Source organism: Pseudomonas sp. GL_103 (assembly GCF_057835175.1).
On sequence record NZ_CM174420.1, the window covers coordinates 5,362,501 to 5,389,449 of the forward strand.

Here is a 26,949-nt window from a genome sequence, read left to right on the forward strand (position 1 = left end):
TGCGAGAATCGCCACGAAAGGCACTCGCCCCTTCAGGTCCAGTTCCTTGAAGCTGTTGTACTTGATGTTGCTAACCATCAGCATGCCTGCCGCCGCCACCATCAGCGCAACCAGGAAGGACATCTTGGACCCCTGGATGCCGTAGTCGCTGAACGCCCAGACGATACCTGCAACCACACCCGCAGCGGCCGGACTGGCCAGACCGATGAAGTAGCGCTTGTCCGCGGTGCCGACCTGCGTGTTGAAGCGCGCAAGGCGCAATGCCGCGCCCGCCACATAGATGAAGGCGACCATCCAGCCAACCTTGCCCATGTCACCCAAGGCCCAACCGAAGGCCAGCAATGCCGGGGCAACACCAAAGGCAACCATGTCCGACAGCGAGTCGTACTCGGCACCAAAGGCGCTCTGGGTATTGGTCATGCGGGCCACGCGCCCATCAAGACCATCGAGCACCATGGCAACGAAGATCGCGATGGCCGCGAACGCGAAATACTTGCTCGCATTGGCCGAGTCACCGGCACTCAGGGCCGCCTGGGCGCTCATCGAGTTGATGATGGAATAGAACCCTGCGAACAGGTTCGCAGTGGTGAACAGATTCGGCAGAAGATAGATACCACGATGCCGGACTTTACGACCTTCAGCGTCATGCCCTTCTTCGACATGTTCATCGATGGGCAGCAGGCTATCGGCGTCAGAGGCCTGGTTTGGCTCTTCGGGGCGTTCGCTCATGGACATTACCTTGCAACGGGTGGAAAGTTTGGACAGGTGTCTGGGACGACGGTTCGGCCGCAAACGATGCAGCTTTATACCAGAACCGGCCCCCCAAACGAAAAAACGCGGCCTAAGCCGCGTTTTTCGTACAAGCGCGTGACTTAGTTTTTAGCTTTGTCGACGATCTTGTTGGCACCGATCCACGGCATCATGGAGCGCAGTTGCTCGCCGATGATTTCGATACCGTGAGCGGCGTTGTTACGACGCTTGGCGGTCATCGAAGGATAGCCGGTAGCGCCTTCGCTGATGAACATCTTGGCGTATTCGCCGTCCTGAATACGTTTCAGGGCGTTGCGCATGGCCTGACGGGATTCGGCGTTGATGACTTCAGGGCCGGTCACGTACTCGCCGTATTCGGCGTTGTTGGAGATCGAGTAGTTCATGTTGGCGATACCGCCTTCGTACATGAGGTCAACGATCAGCTTCAGTTCGTGCAGGCACTCGAAGTAGGCCATTTCCGGCGCGTAGCCAGCTTCAACCAGGGTTTCGAAACCGGCTTTCACCAGTTCAACGGTACCACCGCACAGAACGGCTTGTTCGCCGAACAGGTCGGTTTCAGTCTCGTCCTTGAAGGTGGTTTCGATGATGCCCGTACGACCACCACCAACGCCCGCAGCGTAGGACAGCGCAACGTTCTTGGCGTTGCCCGAGGCGTCCTGGTAGATAGCGATCAGGTCAGGGATACCGCCGCCCTTCACGAATTCGGAACGTACGGTGTGGCCTGGAGCCTTCGGCGCGATCATGATCACGTCGAGGTCAGCGCGCGGCACAACCTGGTTGTAGTGGATCGCGAAGCCGTGGGAGAAGGCCAGGGTGGCGCCTTTCTTGATGTTCGGCTCGATTTCGTTCTTGTACAGGGAGGACTGGAACTCGTCCGGGGTCAGGATCATGACCAGGTCGGCAGCTGCAACGGCAGAAGCAACGTCGGTCACTTTCAGGCCGTGGGCTTCAGCCTTGGCAACGGTAGCCGAACCTTTACGCAGGCCGACAGTCACGTCAACGCCGGAGTCTTTCAGGTTGCACGCTTGAGCGTGGCCCTGGGAACCGTAACCGATGATGGCAACTTTCTTGCCCTGGATGATCGACAGGTCGCAGTCTTTATCGTAGAAAACTTTCATGAATTTCCCCTATATCAGGCCGTTCAGGCCGTTCGCTAATTTGGTTTAGATGCTGAGTACTTTGTCGCCGCGGGCAATGCCGGTCACGCCGCTACGGACGGTTTCCAGAATCGAGGCGGTGCCAATGGACTGAATGAAGCTGTCGAGCTTGTCGCTGGTACCGGTCAGTTGAACGGTATATACGCTGGCGCTGACATCGACGATCTGTCCACGGTAAATATCGGTAGTGCGCTTGATCTCGGCACGCTGGGCGCCGGTGGCCTTGACCTTGACCAGCATCAGTTCGCGCTCGATGTGAGCACTCTCCGACAGGTCGACCAGTTTTACCACTTCGATCAGCTTGTTCAGGTTCTTGGTGATCTGCTCGATGACTTCATCGTGACCAACCGTGGTCAGCGTCAGACGCGACAGGGTCGGGTCTTCGGTCGGTGCCACGGTCAGGCTTTCGATGTTGTAGTTGCGCTGCGAGAACAGGCCAACCACACGAGACAGAGCGCCCGGTTCGTTTTCCAGAAGCAAGGAAATAATGTGCCGCATGATTAAGTACGCTCCGTCTTGCTCAGCCACATATCGCGCATGGAGCCGTCTTTGATCTGCATCGGGTAGACGTGCTCGCTGGTATCGACCGAAACATCGATCACTACCAGGCGATCCTTCATGGCGAACGCTTCTTCCATCTTCGACTTCAAATCTTTCGAATCGGTGATGCGCACGCCGACGTGACCATAGGCCTCTGCCAGCTTGACGAAATCAGGCAACGACTCCATGTAGGAGTGCGAATGACGGCTGCCGTAGCTCATGTCCTGCCACTGGCGAACCATACCCAGCACACCGTTGTTCAGGATGACGATTTTTACCGGCAAACCGTATTGCAAGCAGGTCGACAGTTCCTGAATGTTCATCTGGATACTGCCTTCACCAGTGACGCAAACGACGTCGGTATCCGGGAAGCTCAATTTGATGCCCATGGCGGCCGGAAAACCGAAACCCATGGTGCCCAGGCCGCCGGAGTTGATCCAGCGGTTGGGCTTATCAAACGTGTAGTACTGCGCAGCGAACATCTGGTGCTGACCCACGTCCGAAGCCACAAAGGCGTCGCCCTTGGTCACTTCGCACAGGGTTTCGATGACGGTTTGCGGCTTGATGACACTGCCGTCGCCTTTGTCGTAAGGGAACAGACCGCGATCACCGCGCCACTCATCAACTTGCTTCCACCAGCTGGCAACGGACTCCTTGTTCGGGGTCTCGCCGATTTCCTTGAGGATCGCGACCATTTCAGTCAGGACACTCTCGACCGGACCCACGATAGGCACGTCGGCCTTGATGGTCTTGGAGATCGAAGCCGGGTCGATGTCGATGTGAATGATCTTGGCGTTCGGGCAGAACTTCGACGCGCCATTGATGACACGGTCGTCGAAACGTGCGCCGACAGCGAGGATCACGTCAGCATGGTGCATCGCCAGGTTGGCGGTGTAGCTGCCGTGCATGCCGAGCATGCCGATGAACTGACGGTCGGTGCCAGGGAAACCACCGAGGCCCATCAGGGTATTGGTCACTGGCAGGTTGAGCATCTTCGCCAGTTCGGTCAGTGGTGCGGAACCACCGCCGAGGATCACGCCGCCGCCCGAATACAACACAGGGCGCTTGGCCGCCAGGAGCATTTCTGCCGCCTTGCGGATTTGACCGGAGTGACCGCGAACAGCCGGGCTGTAGGAACGCAGCTTGGCTTTTTTCGGGAAGACGTATTCGAACTTCTCGGCCGGGTTGGTCATGTCTTTCGGGATATCGACAACGACCGGGCCAGGACGACCGGATTGCGCCAGGTAGAACGCCTTCTTCATGACTTCCGGGATTTCCGACGCGTGCTTGATCATGAAGCTGTGCTTCACGATCGGCCGGGAGATACCGATCATGTCGGTTTCCTGGAACGCATCGGTACCGACCATGGTGCTAGGCACCTGGCCGGAAATGATCACCATCGGAATGGAGTCCATGTAGGCGGTGGCGATACCGGTGATGGCGTTTGTTGCGCCAGGACCGGAAGTCACCAGTACCACACCGGCTTTACCGGTGGCACGGGCGTAGCCGTCAGCCATATGGGTAGCCGCTTGCTCATGACGAACCAGGATGTGGGTCACTTCCGGTTCTTTGAACAGGGCATCGTAGACATGAAGAAGAGCACCACCCGGGTACCCGTAGATATATTTGACGCCTTCGTCACGCAAGAAGCGGACGAGCATCTCACCGCCAGATAAAAGCTCCACGTTGCTCACCTCTAAAACGCCAGAATACCGCCCACGAAAAATGGGACGGGTCTTAATAGGTTTACTTCTCGGCAGAGCATGAGCGACGGTGGTCGCCGACTACGTCAGCACTGACTGAGCAAGTATTGGGATCGTCCCAAGTGTTGCGGGGCTTTCCCACCCAGCGCGAGGTAACGCGTTGCGGGTGTAACAGGTCGACGCGGATATGCGCCTCATGATCTGCTGAGAGGGTCTGCTTCTGGCAGTCCCTGTACAGCGGACTTTGGATTCTTCTGTTTCGTCCTTCGCAAGTCAAGTCGTCTATGTGCTTTATTCTACTAAGCACATGAGAACGCAAGAAAAAACCCGTAAATCAGCCCTGTGTTAGCTTCGATTGCGCAACTTTTAGCAAAAAATTGGCACGCGAATGCACTTACCCTGCAGCGGCCGACAAAATACAGAGATATTGTGAACAACTGCCAGCGGACGCTGGCAGCTTCTGGCTCAGCGGGACGCGGTGATCAGCTGATCGAATTCTTTGAGCAGCACCTGTAACTGCCGATCCTTGCCCTGGACATTGCGTCCGGCAAAGACCATTTCAGCCATTTCCTGAATGCCCGAAGCGTTGGGTAGCGGCAAATCCTGCTCGAGGATCATCTTCATGCGTGGCAGGAAGATCCATTGCAGCCATTGCTCGAAATCCAGTGTATCGACCGAAAACGGCTCGACACTGGAAAGCGCTTCGGCAGAAGGCGCGACGTCATCCCACCACCCTTGCACCCGCAGCTCGCGCTCGATCAACAACAGTTGATCGGCGATTTTCAGAAAGCACGCATCCATCACAGCGTTACCTTGGCCTTCTGACGAGCCAATGCCGCGCCCTGAGAGTCACCCTGCTTCGCGCGCGCCTGGGCAATCAGCTCCCACAAGTTGGCCTGAAGGGCTGGACGGCCATTGGCAAGGGTCAGCCCACGGCGAGCGAACTGCTCGGCCTGGGCGGCATCGCCCTGTGCCATGCGCACCTGCGCCAGACGGTAAAGCACCTGCGGCTCACGCGGTGCAACGCGCTGGGCGCGCTCGAGGCTGGAGGAGGCACCATTGAGATCACCGCTCGCCTGTTGCTGTTGAGCGGTTGTCAGCAAAGCCAATACCGGGCCGTCCAGTTGCTCGTCGGCCGAAAGCCCGCCCGAACTGGCCGATGGAATGCCGCTTGGCGACGACGGCATGCTGTAGCTGCCCTGATTGATCGGCGCCGATTGGACCGGCGACGTGTCAATCGGCCCCGGCGTGATCGGACCCGGTGTAATCGGCGTGGTACTGATCGGCGTCGAAGTCGTTGCCGTGCCTGGCACCATCACCACTACACCGCTGTCGCCTTGCGGAATCGCCTGGGTCCGCGACTGGCCTTGTGCAGGGCGCTTGACGGTCGTCTGGCGGAAGCCGCCATTGGCCGAGATCCGCTCACTGTTGGACACGGCGGTGCCGGAATCCACGACCGGAATCGAGCCACGTTGTACGCTGGAACAACCGCTGAGCAAAGCTACGGCGGCAACCGCTGGAATCAACCACTTGTTCACTTGAAACCCTCTTTGCTTAATTCATCCAGCCTTTAACCCAGTCCATCACCGACTCGGCAGGGTTTTCACCACCGCAAGCGGCGCCGGGAGGCGGTTCGCTGCCGCGAATATACGGCATCTGCACGGCACCTGGGCAACCGGCGTCAGAACCTTGCCCGGTTCGCGAATCAACCCAGGCCTGAACAATATTATCCGGCTGCGGCATGTCCAGCGGCAACGGGTCGGCCTTGCGCATGAAGCTGGTCCAGACCTGCAGGGCTCCGGTGGCGCCGGTGAATGGCGTCTTGCCGTTGTCGTCGCGACCCAGCCAGACCACCGCCAGCAAGTCCTGACTGAAACCGGCAAACCAACTGTCCCGCGAGTCGTTACTGGTACCGGTTTTACCCGCCAGGGTCAGGGTCCTGGGCAACACGCTATAAACCGAGCTGCCGGTACCTTCACGCATCACCCGCTGCATGGCGCTCTGGATCAGGTAAATGGAGGCCGGATCGAAACGCTGCTGGATCTGGAACGGATAACGCTTGAGCGGCTCGCCCTCGGCAGTCAGCACGCTACGAATCCCGCGCATCGGCGTATTGAAGCCGCCGTTGGCGAGAGTCTGGTACATGGTCGCCACTTCGATTGGCGTCATGCCGCCGGCCCCGAGCAACATCGACGGGAAGGCCGGGAATTCACGCGTCACACCCAGGCGCGCCACCGTCTTCAATACGTTCGGCACACCGACCGCCAAACCGAGACGCGCGGTCGACAGGTTGTAGGAATGCGCCAGGCCTTGATAGAGGAACACCGTACCGTGAGAACGACGATCATAGTTCTGCGGCTTCCAGACCTGACCATCCGCGCCTTTGACCGAGAAAGATTCATCCGATAGCCAACTGGTCAATGTGTACTGGCTCGGTTTCTCCAGTGCGGTCAGATAAACAGCCGGCTTGATCAGCGAGCCGATCGGCCGTACCGCATCCAGCGCCCGGTTGAACCCGGCAAAACTGGCCTGGCGACTGCCGATCATGGCCTGCACTTCCCCGGTCTCCGGGTTGGTCACGACCATTGCCGCTTCGACGTCATCGGAACCCTTTCGCCCCGCCAGACGCTTGAAGGTGTCGTTGACCGAGGCTTCAGCCTTCATCTGCAGGATCGGGTCGAAACTGGTGAAGATGCGCAGCCCTTCTTCGGTCAAGTCTTCGTCGCGATAGTCTTCGCGCAACTGACGCTTGACCAGATCGAGGAAGCCGGGGAACGAGCTGTCCGCCAAACTGCCGCGCTTGGTCACGCCCAGCGGCATTTTCTTCGCCGCCTCAACCTGCTCGGCGGTCGCGACGCCCTGCTCTTGCAGCACATCGAGTACCAGGTTGCGCCGCTCGAGGGCACGCTCCGGATTGCGACGGGGGTTATAGGAAGAAGGCCCCTTGACCATGCCCACCAGCAGCGCGACCTGATGCAGCTTGAGCTCGGCCAGCGGCTGGCTGAAGAAGAACTGGCTGGCCAGACCGAAACCGTGCACCGCACGCTGACCGTCCTGCCCGACAAACACTTCGTTGAGGTAAGCCTCTAGGATTTCGCGCTTGTCGTAGTGCAGTTCAAGCAGCAGCGCCATCATCGCTTCGGTGAGTTTGCGGCTCAGGCTGCGCTCGTTGGTCAGGTAGAAGTTCTTGACCAACTGCTGAGTCAGGGTACTGCCACCCTGACGCATGCGCCCGGACGAACCGTTGACCCAGATGGCACGGGCGATCGACTTCGGCGAAACACCAAAGTGATGATAAAAATCGCGGTCCTCGACCGCCACCAGCGTTTCAAGCAGGTACGGTGGCACCTGATCGATCTTGATCAGAATCCGGTCTTCGAGGTTTTTCGGGTACAGGCCGCCGATCAGCAGCGGCTCCAGGCGCACCACCGACAGCTTCGAGCCTTTTGCCCCCGCCAACTCGGCCACGTAATCGCCGGAGAAACGCACCCGCACCGGTTGCGCTTGCTCCATGCCTTCATAGAACTGGAAGCCACGGGTGTTCAGATCAACGGTATTGCCGTTGACCGACGCCGCCCCCGGACCGTTGGCCACGCTTTCACGGCGATAGCCCAGGGCATCGAGTTCGGTCAGGAAATCATCCCGGCTCAGCTTCTGTCCGACGAACAGCTCGAGCGGGCGCGCGTAAACCTTGGCCGGGATGGTCCAGCGCTTGCCGGAGAACTTCTCCTGGACGATTGCATCAAGGTAAACGGCGAATCCGGCCAGCACCACCAGGGCGACCAGACTGAGTTTAATGGCCCAGCCCAGCCACGGGCGCAGGCCCCTGGAGGGTGGTTTTTTCGGGGTGCGGGGAGTTCGAGTACGAGTCATGGCGGCGGATTATACGCACTTTATTCATCCTCAACAGGAGCGCTCCGAGGTTTGCGTCGAGCGGACTTGCGGCCATAATGACGGCCTTGAATTTCCCAGACTCTGAAGGATCGCCTGTGAGCCAGTCCCTGATCGCTGCCCTGCAAAACCCTGCCCTCTACCCGCATCCTGTAGAGGGATTCCAGGTCATCGAGACCCATATTTCCTGGGTACTGCTCACCGGCCCCTACGCCTATAAAGTGAAGAAACCGGTCAACTTCGGTTTTCTCGACTTCACCAGCCTTGAGGCTCGCGAACACTTTTGCGCTGAAGAACTGCGCCTGAACCAGCGCCTGACCAACGATCTGTACCTCGAAGTGCTGCCCGTCACCGGCAGTGCCGAGGCTCCGCAATTGGGCGGCGAAGGCCCGGCCATCGAATACGTACTGAAGATGCGCCAGTTCCCGCAAACCGGCTTGCTCAGCACCCTGCAAGCCAATGGCGAACTGACCACCGCGCACATCGACGAGATGGCCGAGCAAATCGCCCGTTTCCACCTCAACGCACCGAAAGTGCCGGCCGAGCACGAAGCCGGCACTCCGGACAGCGTCATGGCGCCGGTGCGGCAGAACTTCGAACAGATTCGGCCGTTCCTCAGCGACAAGGCCGACCTGTTGCAACTCGACGCCCTGCAAGCCTGGGCCGAAAGCAGCTTCGAGCGCCTCAAGCCGCTGTTAGCCCAGCGCAAGGCCGAAGGTTTCACTCGTGAATGCCACGGTGACATCCACCTGGGCAACACAACCGTGATCGACGGCAAGGTCGTGATCTTCGACTGCATCGAATTCAACGAACCGTTTCGCTTTACCGACGTTTATGCCGACACCGGCTTCCTGGCGATGGACCTGGAGGATCGCGGCCTGAAGTGCCTGGCGCGTCGTTTCATCAGCCAGTACCTGGAGCTGACCGGCGACTATCGCGGTCTCGAACTGCTGAACTTCTATAAAGCCTACCGCGCACTGGTTCGCGCCAAGGTTGCCCTGTTCAGCATGCCGGCCGACGCCACTGCGGTGCAGCGCGCCACGACCCTGCGCCAGTACCGCAACTACGCCAACCTGGCGGAAAGCTACAGCACCATTCCTTCGCGCTTCATGGCCATTACCCACGGTGTTTCCGCTGTCGGCAAGAGCCATGTCGCCATGCGCCTGGTCGAAGCCCTGGGCGCGATTCGCCTGCGCTCCGATGTCGAACGCAAGCGCCTGTTCGGCGAGCAAACTGTCGAGAACGACGTACAGGCCGGCATCTATAGCGCCGACGCCAGTGCAGCGACCTATGCCCGCCTGCATGAAATCGCCGACGTCATTCTGCGTGCAGGCTTCCCGGTGGTGGTCGATGCCACTTACCTCAAGCGTGATCAGCGTGACAGTGCAGCGAAGGTTGCCGAAGCCACGGGCGCACCGTTCCTGATCCTCGACTGCAATGCGCCACAGGCCGTGATCGAAAGCTGGCTGGCCATGCGCCAGGCAGACAAGAAAGACCCGTCCGACGCCACCCTGGCCGTTATCGCAGCCCAGCAAGCCAGCCGTGAAGCGCTGACACCCGCGGAGATCCTCTGCAGCAAGCGCGTCCAGACCAATGAAAGCGGGACGCTCGATACCGTTGTGGAACAGATTCGCCAGCGCCTGCCAGGCCTGTAAGAATCTATTTCAGTCGTGAGGTCCGCGCTGGCTTCACGACCGTCAAATAGTGGCACTATACTGGCGTCATAAAACCATCAGGTGATGCGACATGAGCCAGCCTAAACTTCTCGACACACCAATTTATGCCCTGCTGCACAAAGACGACATCAAAGGCTTCAACAGTGAACGCCCCAAGGATGGTCCCATCGACATGGTGGGTGGAGATTTCCGGGGGCTGGACCTGCGCGAGCTGAATGCCGACGGTGTGGATTTCAGCGACGCCTACTTCCGTTCCGCCGACTTGCGCGGCATCGATTTTCGCAAGGCGAACCTGGAAGGCGCGAGCCTGGCTCACGCGCAAATCTCCGGTACTTACTTTCCGGTGGAACTCAGTGCCGACGAAATCCTGATGTCGATGAACTTCGGCACGCGATTGCGCTATCGCACCCGCTGATCATCGTCGCTGCCTGACACGTCCGGCGCCTCTCGTTGCGCTGGACTGCGGGGATGTTCGCCCTTAATTTCCAGATTCTTCCCCACCTCTTTCTCTTGCGCTCATAGACTTGTTCACGCACTGCCAATACTCGTTTCTTAGAAGCATTTGCGTCGTAAACGAGCAAACAATCACGCTTTTCCTGCTGATGGCTACACTCCTCAGAAGATTGCCCACGCTCTCCATTCGGCCATCGCAAGGAGGCTTGATGAATGATGAACTGCAACACCTGAAGAATCTTGGCAAGACGTCAGCGCAATGGCTGCATGCCGTGGGCATCCATAGCGCTTCGGACTTGCGTCGCCTCGGGGCGGTGGATGCTTATCGGGCCGTGCGCACGCGCGGTTTTCGGGCGTCCAAGGTGTTGTTGTACGCAATTGAAGGCGCCCTGATGGACGTTCACTGGAATGATATTCCAGCCGAGCGCAAGGAAGCCCTGAACAAACAACTGGAAGCCATCTCTACACGCCACAAGAATTGATCCGACAAAAATCCCTGAAGCTTTTGCAGCCTGAAAACCAATGATTACGAGGCCTGCAGGCACAATTCCGGCGAATCGTAAAGAAATCGAAAAACAGCGGTTGACTTGGTAATGAGAATCGATATGATTATCACAACTGGTCGCGAGACTGGTCGATATTCTGAAAAGCCCTTGGTTCGGACTCTCGGATTATCTCCTCATCAGGCTAATCACGGTTATTTGACCCGGCTCTTGCCGGGTCTTTTTTTGCCTGTGGAAAAGTACTGCCAAGATGCGGCGATGGATGGTCAGGCGCATAAACCGCTTCCTTCAAAGGATTCCCGGGCATCGAAGCAGCCGGCCAAGTATCCTCGACGACAGGCACTTGTACCCGACGGGCAAGGCAGCCATTTGATAGCATTTAACCGCCAAGCTCAGACATTCACGAGCCGCGGAACCGAGGATAGACATGAAGTTGCTTTGCGCAGGTGCCGAGCTGGTCAATGACAGCAGTCGCGGGTTCGACATCGATGGCCAAAAGTTTTTTGCAGTGCGCCGCAGCGGGCAGGTTTATGTCTACATCAATCGCTGCCCGCACCGGGGCGTTGCCCTGGAGTGGCACCCCGACCAGTTTCTCGACCCCAGCAACAGCCTGATCCAGTGCGCCACCCATGGCGCACTGTTCCTGATCGAAGACGGTGAATGCGTCGCCGGCCCTTGCGCGGGGCAAGCCTTGACCAGCGTGGCCTGCCGCGAGGATGAACAAGGGATCTGGATCAGCCTTTAGCCACCCGGCAACACGTCCAGGCGCCGGTCGACCAGCATTTCTTCGTGGCTCAACCGCACACCGTAAGCCAGCACCTCGACCCCACAGGCAATCGCCTCACGCAAGGCCTGCGCATAAGCGGCATCGATTTCCTGCGCCGGGCGCACGGCCTCGATGTCGGTCAGGCAAACACAGTACAACTGCACCGCGCGAATACCGTCCCTGGCCAAGTGCGCCAGCTCCCGCAGATGCTTGGCGCCACGCTGGGTGACTGCATCGGGAAACGCCGCCACCGCCGTACCGTCGAAGCCCAGGGTCACGCTTTTGACTTCGACGTAGGCCGGCCCGTCTGGATAATCAAGGCGGAAATCGATACGACTGTTTTCCCGGCCATAAGCCACTTCGCGCTTGAGCCCGGTAAAACCGTTCAGTTCGGTGATGACGCCCGCTCGCAGCGCCTCTTCGATCAAACCATTGGCGCGAGCGGTGTTCACGCAAAACAGCCGCCCTTGCGGGGTTTCACCGATCTCCCAGGTGCCAGGCAACTTGCGTTTCGGGTCGTTTGAGCGACTGAACCAGACCTGCCCGCCTTCGACCTGACAATTAAGCATCGAGCCTGTGTTCGGACAGTGAATGGTCAGCAATTCGCCGCCAACGGTTTCGATATCGGCAAGAAAACGCTTGTAACGTCGGATCAGGCACCCTTCTTCGAGGGGAGGATGAAAACGCATCAGCCTTGCCAGCTCCGCAACCCACGGGCAATGCGCTCGACTGCCTCCTGCAAACGCTCGAGGTTTTGCGTGTAGGCGAACCGCACATGATGCCCGGCCTGATATCGCCCGAAATCCAGCCCCGGGGTGAATGCTACATGTTCGGTTTCGAGAAAATGTTTACAGAACGCGAAGGCATCGCCGCCGAACTTGCTGATATCGGCGTACAAGTAGAACGCCCCTTCCGGCTCCACGGCAATGCCGAAGCCCAATTCACGCAAGGCCGGCAGAAGGTAATCCCGACGCCGGCCAAATTCGGCGCGGCGCTCTTCGAGAATGCTGATGGTTGCTGGCTCGAAACAGGCCAGCGCAGCGTACTGCGCCATGCTTGGAGCACTGATGTAGAGATTCTGGGCGAGCTTTTCCAGCTCACCGACGGCCGCGTCAGGGGCCACCAGCCAGCCGAGCCGCCATCCGGTCATCCCGAAGTACTTCGAAAAGCTGTTCAGAACGAATGCACTGTCGTCGACTTCCAGCACACTGGCCGCATCGGTACCGTAGGTCAGGCCGTGATAAATCTCGTCGACCACCAGATGACCGTGGCGCTCCTTGATCGCGACAGACAGCTTCGCCAACTCGTCGCGGGTCAGGATCGTGCCGGTCGGATTGGCTGGCGACGCCACCAATGCACCGACGCTGTCGTGATCCCAATAACGCTCGATCAGGCCAGGCGTCAATTGATAACGCACATCCGGACCGACCGGAACCAGTTGTGCCGCGCCTTCGACCAATCGCAGGAAGTGCCGGTTACACGGGTAGCCCGGGTCCGCCAGAAGCCAGTGTTTACCGGGGTCGACCAGCAAAGCGCTGGCCAGCAGCAACGCGCCGGATCCGCCTGGTGTGATAAGGATGCGCCGCGGGTCGATGTTCAAGCCATAACGCTGCTGATAAAAGCCCGAAATGGCCTCACGCAGCTCCGGAATGCCGCGCGCGGCGGTGTAACGGGTCTTCCCCGCTGTCAGCGCAGCCTGGCCGGCCTGGATGATCGGTTCGGCGGTGGTGAAGTCCGGCTCGCCGATTTCCAGGTGGATCACATCGTGGCCGGCCGCCTGCAATTCATTGGCTCGCGCCAACAGCGCCATGACATGGAAAGGTTCGATCGCGCGACTACGGGCACTGTAGGGCTGAGCCATTGGCCTTCCTTCAACGGAAAAAAACCGATTCTACCCAAGCGCAGGAACGAGCGAGAACCTAAAGCGGTCAGAGGCCTTGTAACCCCGATCACAAACGACTCAAGCGCGCGCGCAAGGTTTGACTAAAATCAATAATTGAGCAGGGTTCCAGAGCCACCAGACAACGGTTTGTCATCATTTGCAAGCAGCATGTGCCGCGAGCTCGACATCCGGGAGTAGCGCGGCCCGAGTTGATCTGGTAAGTTCGCCCGCTTGCAGCCGCAGGGCCGGCAGGTGTCGGTGATGGAGCAATCCTGCGCAGATGGATTACAAGAGTAGAGGCGGTCTATTTCATGTCCACCCAAGCAAAGCAGCAAAACCAGACGATCAGCGGCTTCGAGCCCTATGTTCAGAAAACCGGCGAAGAGTACATGGGCGAGCCCATGCGCAAGCACTTCACCAAGGTCCTGAATCAGTGGAAAAAAGAGCTGATGGAAGGTGTCGACAAGACCGTGGACCACATGAAGGACGAAGCGGCCAACTTTCCTGATCCGGCAGACCGTGCCAGCCAGGAAGAGGAATTCGCCCTCGAACTGCGTGCCCGCGATCGTGAACGCAAGTTGATCAAGAAGATCGACAAGACACTTCAGTTGATCGAAGACGAAGAGTACGGCTGGTGCGAATCCTGCGGCATCGAGATTGGCGTCAAGCGCCTCGAAGCGCGTCCTACCGCCGACCTGTGCATCGACTGCAAGACCCTGGCGGAAATCAAGGAAAAGCAAGTCGGCAAATAATTGCGACTTGAACGAAGAACGGAGCGTGCGAACGCTCCGTTTTTGTTTCTGATGTTTTTTTGGCTTTAAATGCATTCATGACCGCCAACACCCCCTACATCGGGCGCTTCGCCCCCACCCCTAGCGGCCATCTGCACTTCGGCTCGCTGGTCGCCGCACTGGCCTCTTACCTCGACGCACGCTCGGTGGGCGGACGCTGGCTGATGCGCATGGAAGACCTTGATCCACCCCGCGAGGAACCCGGCGCCCAGGCGGCCATTCTCAAGGCACTGGAAAGCTATGGCTTCGAGTGGGATGGCGGTCTGGTTCGCCAAAGCGAGCGGCACGATGCCTACGCCGAGGTGCTCAATCGCCTGTTCAATCAAGGTCTGGCGTACGCCTGCACCTGCTCGCGCAAACAGCTGGAGCCGTATCACGGGATTTATCCAGGCTTCTGCCGCAATGCTGGCCATGGCACTGACGATGCGGCCATCCGCCTGCGCGTACCGGAACTGGAATACCACTTCATCGACCGGGTACAGGGCCAATACCGACAGCATCTGGGCCGGGAAGTCGGCGACTTCGTGATCCGCCGCCGCGACGGGCTCTACGCCTATCAATTGGCCGTGGTCCTGGACGATGCCTGGCAGGGCATCACCGACATCGTTCGGGGTGCCGACCTGCTGGACTCCACGCCCCGCCAGCTCTACCTGCAAGAACTGCTCGGCCTGGCTCAACCGCGTTATCTGCACATCCCGCTGATTACCCAGTCCGATGGCAAAAAACTCGGCAAGTCCTACCGTTCGCCGCCGTTGACCGAGGATCAGGCAACGCCGCTGCTGCTGCGGGCGCTACGGGCGCTGGGACAGAACCCGGGAACCGAACTGACGTACGCCACGCCACGGGAAGTGCTGAATTGGGGCATTGCCCACTGGGATGCCTCGCTGATCCCGCGCACACTGAGCCTGCCCGAGGCACAGCTATTGTGATCGCACTTGCAGTGGCGCGCCCATCCGTTACCATCGCCGCACGTTTTCGGGCACGCGCATAAAAAAGAGAGGCCGGGATGTACATCTATCGCTTGGTCCTGCTTTTGGTAGTGGGGATTTACCTGTTTTCCCCGGCCATCATGGATTGGTGGATCGACGCCACTGGCGCCTGGTATCGCCCTTATCTGCTCTGGCTGATTCTGATCGTCGTGACTTTCATCCTGCAGAGCCAAAAAGATGCCGATGAGCTTTAGCCTGACCCAGATGATCCTGATCAGCGCCGCGTACCTGGCGGTGCTGTTCGGTGTGGCCTGGATCAGCGAACGGGGCATGATTCCCCGGGCGATCATTCGCCACCCGCTGACTTACACCCTGTCACTGGGCGTCTACGCCAGTGCCTGGGCGTTTTACGGCACCGTGGGCCTGGCCTATCAGTACGGCTACGGCTTTTTGTCCAGCTACCTGGGCGTTTCCGGGGCATTCCTGTTGGCGCCGGTGCTGCTCTACCCGATCCTGAAGATCACCCGCACCTATCAACTGTCGTCGTTGGCGGACCTGTTTGCCTTCCGCTTCCGCAGTACCTGGGCCGGTGCGCTGACCACGATTTTCATGCTGGTCGGCGTACTGCCGCTGCTGGCCTTGCAGATTCAGGCGGTCGCCGACTCCATCAGTATCCTCACCCGAGAACCGGTACAGCATCGCGTGGCCCTGAGCTTCTGCGCACTGATTACGCTATTCACGATCTTCTTCGGCTCCCGCCACATCGCCACCCGCGAAAAACATGAAGGCCTGGTGTTCGCGATTGCCTTCGAATCGGTGATCAAGCTGATCGCCCTCGGCGGTGTCGGGCTGTATGCGCTTTACGGCGTGTTCGACGGCCCGCAACAGCTTGAACTGTGGCTGCTGCAAAACCAGACCGCGCTCGCTGCCTTGCACACGCCTTTGCAGGAAGGCCCGTGGCGTACGTTGCTGCTGGTGTTCTTCGCCTCGGCGATCGTGATGCCGCACATGTATCACATGACTTTTACCGAGAACCTCAACCCGCGCTCGCTGGTCAGTGCGAGCTGGGGCCTGCCGCTGTTCCTGCTGTTGATGAGCCTGGCGGTGCCGCTGATTCTCTGGGCCGGCCTGAAACTGGGCGCCACCACCAACCCGGAATACTTCACCCTGGGCATCGGCATTGCCGCCAACAGCAAGGCTTTGGCGTTGCTGGCCTATGTCGGCGGACTGTCCGCCGCCAGTGGCCTGATCATCGTTACCACGCTGGCGCTGTCCGGGATGGCCTTGAACCACCTGGTGCTGCCGCTGTACCAGCCACCGGCCGAAGGCAACATCTACCGCTGGCTGAAGTGGACCCGCCGGGCGCTGATTGTCGCGATCATCATGGCCGGCTACGGCTTCTACCTGATGCTCGGTGCCGAGCAGGACCTGGCCAACCTCGGCATTGTCGCTTTCGTCGCCACGTTGCAGTTTCTGCCGGGCGTGCTCTCGGTCCTGTATTGGCCGACCGCCAACCGTCGCGGCTTCATCGCCGGCTTGCTGGCGGGGATCCTGGTGTGGCTGGTGACCATGCTGTTACCACTGGTCGGCAACCTGCAGGGCTTCTACATTCCGCTGCTGAACATGATCTACGTGCTGGACGACACCAGCTGGCACATGGCGGCGATTGCCTCGCTGGCAGCCAACGTACTGATGTTCACTCTCATCTCGCTGTTCACCAACGCCAGCACCGAAGAGGCCAGCGCCGCCGAAGCCTGCGCCGTGGACAACGTGCGCCGCCCGCAACGCCGGGAATTGCACGCCGCCTCACCCCAGGAATTCGCCACGCAACTGGCCAAGCCACTGGGTGCAAAAGCGGCGCAGAAAGAAGTGGAACAGGCACTGCGCGATCTCTATCTGCCTTTCGACGAACGCCGACCGTATGCCCTGCGCCGCTTGCGTGACCGCATCGAGGCCAACCTTTCCGGCCTGATGGGCCCCAGCGTGGCCCAGGACATGGTCGAGACGTTCCTGCCGTACAAGGCTGGCGGCGAAAACTACGTCACCGAAGACATTCACTTCATCGAAAGCCGCCTCGAGGACTACCACTCGCGCCTGACCGGCCTGGCCGCCGAACTCGATGCCCTGCGCCGCTATCACCGCCAGACCCTGCAGGAATTGCCGATGGGCGTTTGCTCGCTGGCCAAGGATCAGGAAATCCTCATGTGGAACAAGGCCATGGAGGAACTGACCGGCATCGCCGCGCAGCGCGTGGTCGGTTCGCGTCTGAGCACCATTGCCGACCCATGGAAAGAACTGCTGCAAGGCTTCATCAATCTGCCGGACGAACACTTGCACAAACAGCATCTGGCCCTCGACGGCCAGACACGCTGGCTGAACCTGCACAAAGCGGCGATCGACGAACCCCTCGCGCCGGGCAACAGCGGCCTGGTGTTGCTGGTGGAGGACTTGACCGAAACCCAGATGCTCGAGGACAAACTGGTGCATTCCGAGCGCCTGGCCAGCATCGGTCGACTGGCGGCCGGCGTGGCCCATGAAATCGGCAACCCGATTACCGGCATCGCGTGCCTGGCGCAGAACCTGCGCGAAGAACGTGAAGAAGACGGCGAGCTGAAGGAAATCAGCGGCCAGATCCTCGAGCAGACCAAGCGCGTGTCGCGCATCGTCCAGTCGCTGATGAGCTTTGCCCATGCCGGCAGCCATCAGCACAGCGACGAGCCCGTCTGTCTGGCCGAAGTGGCTCAGGATGCCATCGGCCTGCTGGCCCTGAACCGACGCAATTTCGAAGTGCAGTTCTACAACCTGTGCGACCCCGAACACTGGGTCGAAGGCGACCCGCAACGGCTGGCCCAGGTATTGATCAACCTGCTTTCAAACGCCCGTGACGCCTCGCCTCCCGGCAGTGCGGTACGAGTCAAGAGCGAAGCCGGCGAACACACGGTCGATCTGATCGTGGAAGACGAAGGCAGCGGTATTCCGTCGAGCATCATGGACCGATTGTTCGAACCTTTCTTCACCACCAAAGACCCTGGCGAAGGCACCGGTCTGGGCCTTGCACTGGTCTATTCCATCGTTGAAGAGCATTATGGACAAATCACCATCGACAGCCCGGCTGATGTTCAAAGCCAACGCGGCACCCGTATCAGGGTTACCTTGCCGCGTCATGTCGAAGCGACGTCCGCTGTGAACTGAGACCGTCGAGAGTATCGAATCAATGCCGCACATTTTGATCGTCGAAGACGAAACCATTATCCGCTCCGCCTTGCGCCGCCTGCTGGAACGTAACCAGTACCAGGTCAGCGAAGCCGGATCAGTGCAGGAAGCACAAGAACGCTTCACCATTCCCTCGTTCGACCTGATCATCAGTGACCTGCGCCTGCCGGGCGCGCCTGGCACGGAGTTGATCAAGCTCGCCCAGGGCACGCCGGTGCTGATCATGACCAGCTATGCCAGCCTGCGCTCGGCTGTCGACTCGATGAAAATGGGCGCGGTGGACTACATTGCCAAGCCATTCGACCATGACGAAATGCTGCAAGCGGCCGCACGAATCCTGCGTGACCGACAAACGGTACAAGCCGGCGGTGAAGCGGTTGCCGGCAAAGCCGCCAACGGTGCAGCGAAATCCGGTACCGACAACAGCAACGGTGAAATCGGCATTATCGGCTCGTGCCCACCGATGCAGGACCTGTACGGCAAGATCCGCAAAGTGGCACCGACCGACTCCAACGTTCTGATCCAGGGCGAATCGGGTACCGGTAAAGAACTGGTGGCGCGCGCCCTGCACAACCTGTCCAAACGCGCCAAGGCGCCGATGATTTCGGTGAACTGCGCGGCCATTCCGGAAAGCCTGATCGAGTCCGAACTGTTCGGCCACGAAAAAGGCGCATTCACCGGCGCCAGCGCCGGACGCGCCGGCCTGGTGGAAGCGGCGGACGGCGGCACCTTGTTCCTCGACGAAATCGGCGAACTGCCACTGGAAGCCCAGGCTCGCCTGCTGCGCGTATTGCAGGAAGGCGAAATTCGTCGCGTGGGCTCGGTGCAGTCGCAAAAAGTCGATGTGCGCCTGATCGCTGCGACTCACCGCGACCTCAAGAGCCTGGCGAAAATCGGCCAGTTCCGCGAAGACTTGTATTACCGCCTCCACGTTATCGCGCTGAAGCTGCCAGCCCTGCGCGAACGCGGTGCGGACGTCAACGAAATCGCCAATGCGTTCCTGGCGCGGCAAAGTGCACGAATCAACCGCACCGACCTGAAATTCGCCGCGGATGCCGAGCAAGCCATTCGTCACTACTCCTGGCCGGGCAACGTTCGTGAACTGGAAAACGCCGTCGAGCGCGCCGTCATCCTGTGCGAAAGCCCGGAAATTTCCGCCGAGCTGCTGGGCATCGACATCGAACTGGGCGATCTGGAAGACGACGAGTTCATTGGCCTGGCGCCCCAACAGGGCAACGGCAACACCAGTAACAGCAACCACGAACCGACCGAAGACCTCTCCCTGGAAGACTACTTCCAGCATTTCGTCCTCGAGCATCAGGACCACATGACCGAAACCGAACTGGCCCGCAAGCTCGGGGTCAGTCGCAAATGCCTGTGGGAGCGCCGTCAGCGCCTGGGCATCCCGCGGCGCAAGACCGGGGTGGCCAGCGAAAGCTGAACCGCACCTGTCTCATGTGCGGGTAACACGTGACATTGTGAAAAAACTGTTACCTCAGCTTTTTCACGTAACAGAAGCCGGGGCTTACGGTAACGAAGCCCCGGCTTTTTTTGGCCCTCGAAATGCCTGCCGACCGACCTAACCCCTTGTTTTATTGGGTTTCGCAAAAGTTGGCACGCACCCTGCTATATGTTTGGTACAAGAACAATAACAAGCAATGCACAAGACAATAAAAATAAGACGAATCGACTCACGCACAATAAAAACAAGACGGCGAGAGGCGCAGCTAACTGATTCTTTTGGAGAGGCGTTGTATTTGGGGCTTGCCCCACGACCAGGCCGAGAACAACAAAAAACTGTCTTAAGACAGAGCCCGTACTGGTTGGATCGAAAGATCACTGCAATTCAGCGACCAAAGCAATCCGTTTGCTCTTGGCTCCCGATTGGGAGGGTCATGAAGGAAAGCTTCATGGCGAGGGCGCTCAACAAAAACAAGAAGCCCGAAACCAAAAATAAAAATAGAGCATGCAACTACTTCTTGGGGAGCTTCGGCTCCCCTTGTGGTTTCCGCGGTTCGGAAATTTTCGCAAATCGGCTCGTTCCGGCCTTTAAGCCTGCGGCCTACAGCTCATATCTGCTGTGTCCTACACCATCCCCCGACTAAATGCTAGAATCCCCGCCCATCATGCGGTCATTCTTCTGTTATGGCCGAATATTCCTTCAAACAGTGCATCCCATGCTGAAGAAGCTGTTCCAGTCATTCCGTACTCCCAAGCGTCCTACGCAACACATTCGCAGCACGCCTGAAGTGCTCAACAGCGGCCAACACTCGCTGCAGAAGGCGCAATTCAGCCGTTACGCGGTGAATATCGTTGAACGCCTGCAGAACGCCGATTATCAGGCTTACCTGGTGGGCGGTTGCGTGCGCGACATGCTGCTGGGCATCACACCGAAAGATTTCGACGTTGCCACCAGCGCCACACCGGAACAGGTACGGGCCGAATTCCGTAACGCGCGAATCATCGGGCGCCGGTTCAAGCTGGTGCACATCCACTTCGGCCGCGAAATCATCGAAGTCGCGACCTTCCGCGCCAATCACCCGCAAAACGAAGACGAGGAAGACAGCAATCAGTCTTCGCGCAACGAAAGCGGGCGCATCTTGCGCGATAACGTCTATGGCACCCTGGAAGAAGACGCGCAACGTCGCGACTTCACCATCAATGCCCTGTATTACGATCCGGTCAGCGAACGCATCCTCGACTACGCCTACGGCGTACACGACATCCGCAACCACCTGATCCGCCTGATCGGCGATCCGACGCAACGCTACCAGGAAGACCCGGTACGGATGCTGCGGGCCGTGCGTTTCGCCGCCAAGCTGAACTTCGGCATCGAAAAGCACAGCGCCCTGCCGATCCGCGGCCTGGCGCCGATGCTGCGCGAGATCCCGTCGGCCCGCCTGTTCGAAGAGGTGCTCAAGCTGTTCCTCTCCGGCCATGCCGCCGATACGTTTGAAATGCTGGTCGACCTGCAGTTGTTCGATCCTCTGTTCCCGGCCAGCGCCGAAGCACTGGAATACAACCCGACGTACACCCACACCCTGATCAGCGAAGCCCTGATCAATACCGACCTGCGGATCAAGCAGAACAAACCGGTAACCCCGGCGTTCCTGTTTGCAGCCCTGCTCTGGCCTGCCCTGCCGGCCCGCGTCCTGCGCCTGCAGGAGCGTGGCATGCCGCCGATTCCGGCGATGCAGGAAGCGGCGCACGAGCTGATTGCCGAGCAGTGCCAGCGCATCGCGATTCCGAAACGCTTCACCATGCCGATCCGCGAAATCTGGGACATGCAGGAACGCCTGCCCCGCCGCAGCGGCAAGCGTGCCGATCTGTTGCTGGACAATCCGCGTTTCCGCGCCGGCTACGACTTCCTGCTGCTACGCGAAAGCGCTGGCGAGCAGACCGATGGCCTGGGCGAATGGTGGACCGATTATCAGGACGCCAACGAAAGCGAGCGTCGCGACATGATTCGCGACCTCAGCGGCAAGGATGAAGGCACCGGCGCCCCGCGCAAGCGTCGCCGCAGCGGTGGTTCCAAGCGCAAACGCGCCGCCGGCGCTTCGAGCACCACGGGCGAGTGATCCATGGAACGCATCTACATCGGCATGGGCAGCAATCTGGCTGACCCCGCCGAACAATTGCGCAGCGCCGTCGAAGCGCTGGCGCATTTGCCGCAAACGGAACTAGTCGGGGTTTCTGCGTTTTATCAAAGCGACTCGCTGCTCCCCGGACAACCGCGCTACACCAATGCGGTGGCCGCTCTCGACAGCACGCTGGCGCCGCTGGACCTTCTGGATGCCATGCAGGCCATCGAAAACGGCCAGGGTCGCGAGCGTCTTGAGCGCTGGGGACCGCGCACGCTGGACCTCGACATCTTGCTGTTCGGTGATCGCCTGATCGACGAACCGCGCCTCAAGGTTCCCCATTACCACATGCAGGAACGAGCCTTCGTGCTGTATCCGCTGGCGGAACTGGCCCCTACAGATCTGCGCCTGGCCGATGGCCGCACGCTTAGGGAATTACTCGCAGCCTGCCCATTCGTCGGGCTGGAACGCCTCCCCCATAATTGACCAAGATCCCCTGTGGGAGCGGGCTTGCTCGCGAAAGCGGTGTATCAATCAACAAAAATGTTGAATGTGATGCCCCCTTCGCGAGCAAGCCCGCTCCCACACTGGTCGCAGCTTCGACTGCTGAATCGCATCAGTTACCCCGGTAACACCCCACCTGTAACAATGCGGTAACACACGCAATTGACTTCCCTCGTTCTCCTCACGACTATAGGCGTCCCGCTGCCGCCAACACGGCGTTCAAGGGCGCAATCCAGGCCTTAAAAGCACGACGAAAGAGCGTGCGCCTGAATTCAACGAAGAATCACGCGCGTTACTCGCAGTAGTTTCCACAGCGCCTGAATGAGGAACTTTTCATGCCAGCCATCACCCTGACCACCCTGCAAGGTCTGAAGCAAAAAGGTGAAAAAATCACCATGCTGACCTGCTACGACGCGACCTTCGCCCATGCCTGCAACCAGGCAGGTGTCGAAGTGCTGCTGGTGGGCGACTCCCTCGGCATGGTTTTGCAGGGCCACGACAGCACCTTGCCTGTCACCACAGCAGAAATGGCTTATCACGTGGCCGCCGTCAAACGTGGTAACAGCGATGCCCTGATCCTCGCCGACCTGCCTTTCATGGCCTACGCCACCACCGAGCAAGCCATGACCAACAGCGCCCTGTTGATGCAGGCCGGCGCGCACATGGTCAAGGTCGAAGGGGCGTTGTGGCTGGCCGATTCGATCCGCCTGCTGGCCGAGCGCGGCATCCCTGTCTGCGCGCACATGGGCCTGACGCCGCAGTCGGTGAACATCCTTGGCGGCTACAAGGTCCAGGGCCGCAATGAAAACCAGGCGCGGCAGATGCGTGCCGACGCGATTGCCCTGGAACAGGCTGGCGCGGCAATGCTGCTGCTCGAGTGCGTCCCGAGCGAACTGGCGGAAGAAATCACCCAGGCGGTGAAGATTCCGGTGATTGGTATTGGCGCCGGCAATCGCACCGATGGCCAGGTGCTGGTTCTGCACGACATGCTGGGGCTGTCCATTACCGGGCGCGTGCCGAAATTCGTGAAAAATTTCATGACTGGCCAGACCAGCATTGAAGCTGCATTGAATGCCTACGTGACTGAAGTCAAAGCGGCAACTTTCCCTGGGATCGAACACGGATTCTCTGCATGAACACCGTAAAAACCGTACGCGAACTGCGGGCCGCCGTGGCCCGCGCCCGTAACGAAGGCAAGCGCATCGCCTTTGTGCCAACCATGGGCAACCTGCACAGCGGCCATGTGGCGCTGGTAACCAAAGCCTCCCAACGGGCGGACTTCGTGGTTGCGAGCGTGTTCGTCAACCCGCTGCAATTCGGTGCTGGCGAAGACCTCGACAAGTACCCGCGCACCCTCGCCGCCGACCAGGAAAAACTGCTCCAGGCCGGCTGCCATCTGCTGTTTGCCCCCACTGTTGAAGAGATGTACCCCGACGGCATGGCCGGCCAGACCCGCGTCAGCGTCCCGCAATTGTCCGAAGGCCTGTGCGGCGCCAGCCGTCCGGGGCATTTCGAAGGCGTGGCGACGGTGGTCAGCAAACTGTTCAACATGGTCCAGCCGGACCTGGCGATTTTCGGCGAGAAAGACTTCCAGCAACTGGCGGTGATTCGCGCGCTGGTTCATGACCTGAACATGCCGATCCAGATCATCGGCGAGCCCACTGTTCGCGCTACCGATGGCCTGGCGCTGTCGTCGCGCAACGGTTTCCTCAGCGAAGAGCAACGCGCTGTGGCACCGGTGGTCTACCGCACGCTGAATGCGATTGGCGAGGCGATCAAGCAGGGCGAACGCGACTACCCGGCGCTGATCGGCACGCAGATCAAACAGCTCGAAACAGCCGGCCTGCGTCCTGACTATCTGGAAATCCGCCATGCCCTGACCTTGCGCCCGGCGACGGCGCAGGATCGTGACCTGGTGATTCTGGTGGCGGCGTTCCTCGGTACGACGCGGTTGATCGACAACCTGCACCTGAACCTCGACGCGCCAATCTAAACACCGAAAAACCCTGTGGGAGCGAGCTTGCTCCGGGCGGCGATCCGACGATAGCGGACTGTCAGACAACACACCCGTTGAATGTCAGGCCCTCATCGCGAGCAAGCTCGCTCCCACAGAGGGCTTCTGCGCCCAAACAGACTGTATTGCCGCCCACAACCCCTTCGGGCAAACTGCCCGCCGTTCGATTCCGACCTGGGAAATACTCATGCACGCCATCATGCTCAAAGCCAAGCTGCATCGCGCCGAAGTCACCCACGCTGTACTCGATTACGAAGGCTCCTGCGCCATCGACGGTGAATGGCTGGACCTGTCCGGCATTCGTGAGTACGAACAGATCCAGATCTACAACGTCGACAACGGCGAGCGCTTCACCACCTACGCCATCCGTGGCGAAGAAGGTTCACGCATGATCTCGGTCAACGGCGCCGCCGCGCACAAGGCCAAGGTCGGTGATCGCGTGATCATCTGCGCTTACGCTCATTACAGCGAAGCCGAACTGCTCAACTTCAAGCCGCGCATGCTCTACATGGCACCGGGCAATGAACTGAGCCACACCAGCAACGCCATTCCGGTCCAGGTCGCCTGATCCGAGTCTTGTCTCTTCCGTTTGTCGGACCATTCCTAACTTCGATGTTAAAAAAGTACCGGAAACAGGTCAGACAAAGTCAAGACAGATCATTGCGCGGGGTTTACTGTAGTCGCCCTGCGCCATGAAATCGTGTCGACGCAGTTGACCGGAATGCCCACCCACAGCGCTCCGGGATTTTTAGTGTTCAAAAGGCCGTTCAAGTAATAAGGAAACCCGCAGCGATGGCGTATTACCGCACTCCTCACGACGTTACCGCTCTGCCTGCCTGGCAAGCGTTGAATGACCACCGCCAAGCCATGCAGGATTTCAGCATGCGCGAAGCCTTCAATGCCGATCCGCAGCGTTTTACTCAATTCACCCTCAGCAGCTGCGGCCTGTTTCTCGACTATTCGAAAAACCTGATCAACGCCGAGACCCGCAATCTGCTCGTGGGCCTGGCCAACGAAGTCGACCTCCAGGGCGCGATCAAATCGCTGTTCGATGGCGAAATCGTCAATTCTTCCGAAGGTCGTCCGGCCTTGCACACGGCCCTGCGCCGCCCGGTCGGCGACAAGCTGTCGGTCAACGGCGTCAACGTGATGCCCGAAGTGCACAAGGTGCTGAACCAGATCACCGACCTCGTCGGCCGTATCCACGACGGTCTGTGGCGCGGTTACACCGAAAAACCGATCACCGACGTGGTGAACATCGGCATCGGCGGCTCCTTCCTCGGCCCGGAACTGGTGTCCGAAGCCTTGCTGTCCTACGCCCAGAAAGGCGTGCGTTGCCATTACCTGGCGAACATCGACGGCAGCGAGTTCCACGAACTGACCATGAAGCTGCGCGCCGAGACCACGCTGTTCATCGTCTCGTCGAAATCCTTCAACACCCTCGAAACCCTGAAGAACGCCCAGGCTGCCCGTGCCTGGTATCTGGCCCAGGGTGGTTCGGAAGCCGAGCTGTATCGCCACTTCATCGCGGTATCGAGCAACAACGCCGCCGCGGTAGCGTTCGGCATCCGCGAAGAAAACATCTTCCCGATGTGGGACTGGGTCGGCGGGCGCTACTCGCTGTGGTCGGCCATCGGCTTGCCGATTGCCCTGGCCATCGGCATGTCCAACTTCAAGGAATTGCTGTCCGGTGCCTACACCATGGACCAGCACTTCCAGAGCGCGCCGTTCGAACAGAACATGCCGGTGCTGCTGGCCTTGCTCGGCGTGTGGTACGGCAACTTCTGGGGCGCGCAAAGCCACGCGATCCTGCCGTACGATCACTACCTGCGTAACATCACCAAGCACCTGCAACAGCTGGACATGGAGTCCAACGGCAAGAGCGTGCGCCAGGACGGCAAGCCAGTGTCCACCGACACCGGGCCGGTGATCTGGGGCGGCGTCGGCTGCAACGGTCAGCACGCCTACCACCAGTTGCTGCACCAGGGCACGCAACTGATCCCGGCCGACTTCATCGTGCCGATCGTCAGCTTCAACCCGGTGTCCGACCACCACCAGTGGCTGTACGCCAACTGCCTGTCGCAGAGCCAGGCGCTGATGCTCGGCAAGACCCTGCCTGAGGCCGAAGCCGAACTGCGCGACAAAGGCATGAGCGAAGACGATGTGCAAAAGCTCGCGCCGCACAAGGTGATCCCGGGCAACCGTCCGAGCAACACCCTGGTGGTCGAACGCATCAGCCCGCGTCGCCTCGGCGCTCTGGTGGCGATGTACGAACACAAAGTCTTCGTGCAAAGCGTGATCTGGGGCATCAATGCCTTCGACCAGTGGGGTGTGGAGCTGGGCAAAGAGCTGGGCAAAGGCGTCTACAACCGCCTGGTAGGCAGCGAAGAAACCGCGGCCGAGGACGCCTCGACCCAAGGGCTGATCAATTACTTCCGTGGTCGTCACCGCGGGTAATCGGTGGAAGGGGCGGTTAGCCCGCCCCTTCAAACGGCACCGGGTTTACTGCAAAAACGGTGGCGTGCACTATCACTGTAGGAGCTGCCGAAGGCTGCGATCTTTTGATCTTCAAAGC

24 protein-coding genes (1 of these 24 only partly in view) are annotated in these 26,949 nt (G+C 59.6%); 15 read left to right on the forward strand and 9 right to left on the reverse strand.

The annotated features are described in order from the left end of the window. The 7 genes from pssA to mrcB form a co-directional block, all read right to left on the reverse strand. Positions 1–729, reverse strand: the 5' portion of a protein-coding gene (gene pssA, locus AC3IP0_RS24115) for a CDP-diacylglycerol--serine O-phosphatidyltransferase (protein WP_489317248.1). Its footprint begins 129 nt before the window's first position; 729 of the gene's 858 nt are visible here — the first part of the coding sequence; the start codon lies at positions 727–729; its stop codon lies off the left edge, out of view. Between the two features lie 143 nt (positions 730–872). Next, complete coding sequence (gene ilvC / locus AC3IP0_RS24120; protein WP_003228216.1) at positions 873–1,889, reverse strand: ketol-acid reductoisomerase; 1,017 nt, start codon at positions 1,887–1,889, stop codon at positions 873–875. A gap of 45 nt (positions 1,890–1,934) precedes the next feature. Further along, complete coding sequence (ilvN, locus tag AC3IP0_RS24125; RefSeq protein WP_003176102.1) at positions 1,935–2,426, reverse strand: acetolactate synthase small subunit; 492 nt, start codon at positions 2,424–2,426, stop codon at positions 1,935–1,937. Between the two features lie 2 nt (positions 2,427–2,428). Beyond that, positions 2,429–4,153, reverse strand: a complete 1,725-nt coding sequence (locus AC3IP0_RS24130) for an acetolactate synthase 3 large subunit (protein ID WP_489317249.1) — start codon at positions 4,151–4,153, stop codon at positions 2,429–2,431. Between the two features lie 483 nt (positions 4,154–4,636). Beyond that, positions 4,637–4,972, reverse strand: coding sequence for a YqcC family protein (locus tag AC3IP0_RS24135; RefSeq protein WP_489326072.1), 336 nt, complete (start codon positions 4,970–4,972; stop codon positions 4,637–4,639). After that, positions 4,972–5,709, reverse strand: a complete 738-nt coding sequence (locus AC3IP0_RS24140; RefSeq protein ID WP_489317251.1) for a tetratricopeptide repeat protein — start codon at positions 5,707–5,709, stop codon at positions 4,972–4,974. The genes AC3IP0_RS24135 and AC3IP0_RS24140 overlap by 1 nt, the downstream gene beginning before the upstream one ends. Positions 5,710–5,725: 16 nt before the next feature. Further along, positions 5,726–8,044 (reverse strand): penicillin-binding protein 1B, encoded by a 2,319-nt coding sequence (gene mrcB / locus AC3IP0_RS24145; RefSeq protein ID WP_489317252.1) that lies wholly within the window; start codon positions 8,042–8,044, stop codon positions 5,726–5,728. 116 nt (positions 8,045–8,160) lie between these two features. Here mrcB and AC3IP0_RS24150 point away from each other — a divergent pair, with 116 nt between their 5' ends. From AC3IP0_RS24150 to AC3IP0_RS24165, 4 genes are all read left to right on the forward strand, one after another. Next, positions 8,161–9,717 carry a bifunctional aminoglycoside phosphotransferase/ATP-binding protein gene (locus AC3IP0_RS24150; RefSeq protein ID WP_489317253.1) on the forward strand — a complete coding sequence of 519 codons (1,557 nt, stop codon included), beginning with the start codon at positions 8,161–8,163 and terminating at the stop codon, positions 9,715–9,717. 91 nt (positions 9,718–9,808) lie between these two features. Beyond that, on the forward strand, positions 9,809–10,153 hold the full coding sequence (locus AC3IP0_RS24155; protein WP_489326074.1) for a pentapeptide repeat-containing protein: 345 nt from the start codon (positions 9,809–9,811) through the stop codon (positions 10,151–10,153). A 247-nt stretch (positions 10,154–10,400) separates the two neighbouring features. Further along, positions 10,401–10,673 carry a TfoX/Sxy family protein gene (locus tag AC3IP0_RS24160; RefSeq protein ID WP_008053897.1) on the forward strand — a complete coding sequence of 91 codons (273 nt, stop codon included), beginning with the start codon at positions 10,401–10,403 and terminating at the stop codon, positions 10,671–10,673. A 448-nt stretch (positions 10,674–11,121) separates the two neighbouring features. Continuing rightward, positions 11,122–11,439: a Rieske (2Fe-2S) protein gene (locus AC3IP0_RS24165; RefSeq protein WP_150727079.1), complete on the forward strand. Its 318-nt coding sequence runs from the start codon at positions 11,122–11,124 to the stop codon at positions 11,437–11,439. Here the strand turns inward: AC3IP0_RS24165 and sfsA are convergent. Both sfsA and AC3IP0_RS24175 read right to left on the reverse strand, forming a co-directional pair. After that, complete coding sequence (gene sfsA / locus AC3IP0_RS24170; protein WP_489326076.1) at positions 11,436–12,149, reverse strand: DNA/RNA nuclease SfsA; 714 nt, start codon at positions 12,147–12,149, stop codon at positions 11,436–11,438. The two genes, AC3IP0_RS24165 and sfsA, sit on opposite strands and share 4 nt — an antisense overlap. Continuing rightward, positions 12,149–13,321: a pyridoxal phosphate-dependent aminotransferase gene (locus AC3IP0_RS24175; RefSeq protein ID WP_489326078.1), complete on the reverse strand. Its 1,173-nt coding sequence runs from the start codon at positions 13,319–13,321 to the stop codon at positions 12,149–12,151. The genes sfsA and AC3IP0_RS24175 overlap by 1 nt, the downstream gene beginning before the upstream one ends. 332 nt (positions 13,322–13,653) lie before the next feature. On the opposite strand from AC3IP0_RS24175, the gene dksA reads away from it, so the two are divergent. The 11 genes from dksA (at position 13,654) to pgi (ending at position 26,831) form a co-directional block, all read left to right on the forward strand. Further along, a complete protein-coding gene (gene dksA, locus AC3IP0_RS24180; RefSeq protein WP_008053890.1) occupies positions 13,654–14,094 on the forward strand; it encodes an RNA polymerase-binding protein DksA in 441 nt (146 codons plus the stop codon). Between the two features lie 77 nt (positions 14,095–14,171). After that, positions 14,172–15,062: a tRNA glutamyl-Q(34) synthetase GluQRS gene (gene gluQRS, locus AC3IP0_RS24185; protein WP_489317256.1), complete on the forward strand. Its 891-nt coding sequence runs from the start codon at positions 14,172–14,174 to the stop codon at positions 15,060–15,062. 77 nt (positions 15,063–15,139) lie between these two features. Continuing rightward, entirely contained in the window at positions 15,140–15,316 is a 177-nt protein-coding gene (locus tag AC3IP0_RS24190; RefSeq protein WP_003176118.1) for a hypothetical protein, read from the forward strand. Then, the gene (locus tag AC3IP0_RS24195; protein ID WP_191624914.1) at positions 15,300–18,254 is read left to right on the forward strand and encodes a sensor histidine kinase; all 2,955 of its coding nucleotides are present in this window, start codon (positions 15,300–15,302) and stop codon (positions 18,252–18,254) included. The genes AC3IP0_RS24190 and AC3IP0_RS24195 overlap by 17 nt, the downstream gene beginning before the upstream one ends. Before the next feature lie 22 nt (positions 18,255–18,276). Beyond that, on the forward strand, positions 18,277–19,716 hold the full coding sequence (locus tag AC3IP0_RS24200; RefSeq protein ID WP_489317257.1) for a sigma-54-dependent transcriptional regulator: 1,440 nt from the start codon (positions 18,277–18,279) through the stop codon (positions 19,714–19,716). Positions 19,717–20,452: 736 nt separating this feature from the next. Beyond that, positions 20,453–21,853, forward strand: a complete 1,401-nt coding sequence (locus AC3IP0_RS24205) for a polynucleotide adenylyltransferase PcnB (protein ID WP_489326080.1) — start codon at positions 20,453–20,455, stop codon at positions 21,851–21,853. A 3-nt stretch (positions 21,854–21,856) separates the two neighbouring features. After that, positions 21,857–22,342, forward strand: coding sequence for a 2-amino-4-hydroxy-6-hydroxymethyldihydropteridine diphosphokinase (folK, locus tag AC3IP0_RS24210; protein WP_489317259.1), 486 nt, complete (start codon positions 21,857–21,859; stop codon positions 22,340–22,342). Between the two features lie 353 nt (positions 22,343–22,695). Beyond that, entirely contained in the window at positions 22,696–23,496 is an 801-nt protein-coding gene (panB, locus tag AC3IP0_RS24215) for a 3-methyl-2-oxobutanoate hydroxymethyltransferase (RefSeq protein WP_095965623.1), read from the forward strand. Continuing rightward, entirely contained in the window at positions 23,493–24,353 is an 861-nt protein-coding gene (panC, locus tag AC3IP0_RS24220) for a pantoate--beta-alanine ligase (RefSeq protein ID WP_489317260.1), read from the forward strand. The genes panB and panC overlap by 4 nt, the downstream gene beginning before the upstream one ends. Before the next feature lie 208 nt (positions 24,354–24,561). Next, a complete protein-coding gene (gene panD, locus AC3IP0_RS24225) occupies positions 24,562–24,942 on the forward strand; it encodes an aspartate 1-decarboxylase (protein WP_003228271.1) in 381 nt (126 codons plus the stop codon). Positions 24,943–25,166: 224 nt separating this feature from the next. Further along, the gene (pgi, locus tag AC3IP0_RS24230) at positions 25,167–26,831 is read left to right on the forward strand and encodes a glucose-6-phosphate isomerase (protein WP_489317261.1); all 1,665 of its coding nucleotides are present in this window, start codon (positions 25,167–25,169) and stop codon (positions 26,829–26,831) included. Positions 26,832–26,949: the final 118 nt, after the last annotated feature.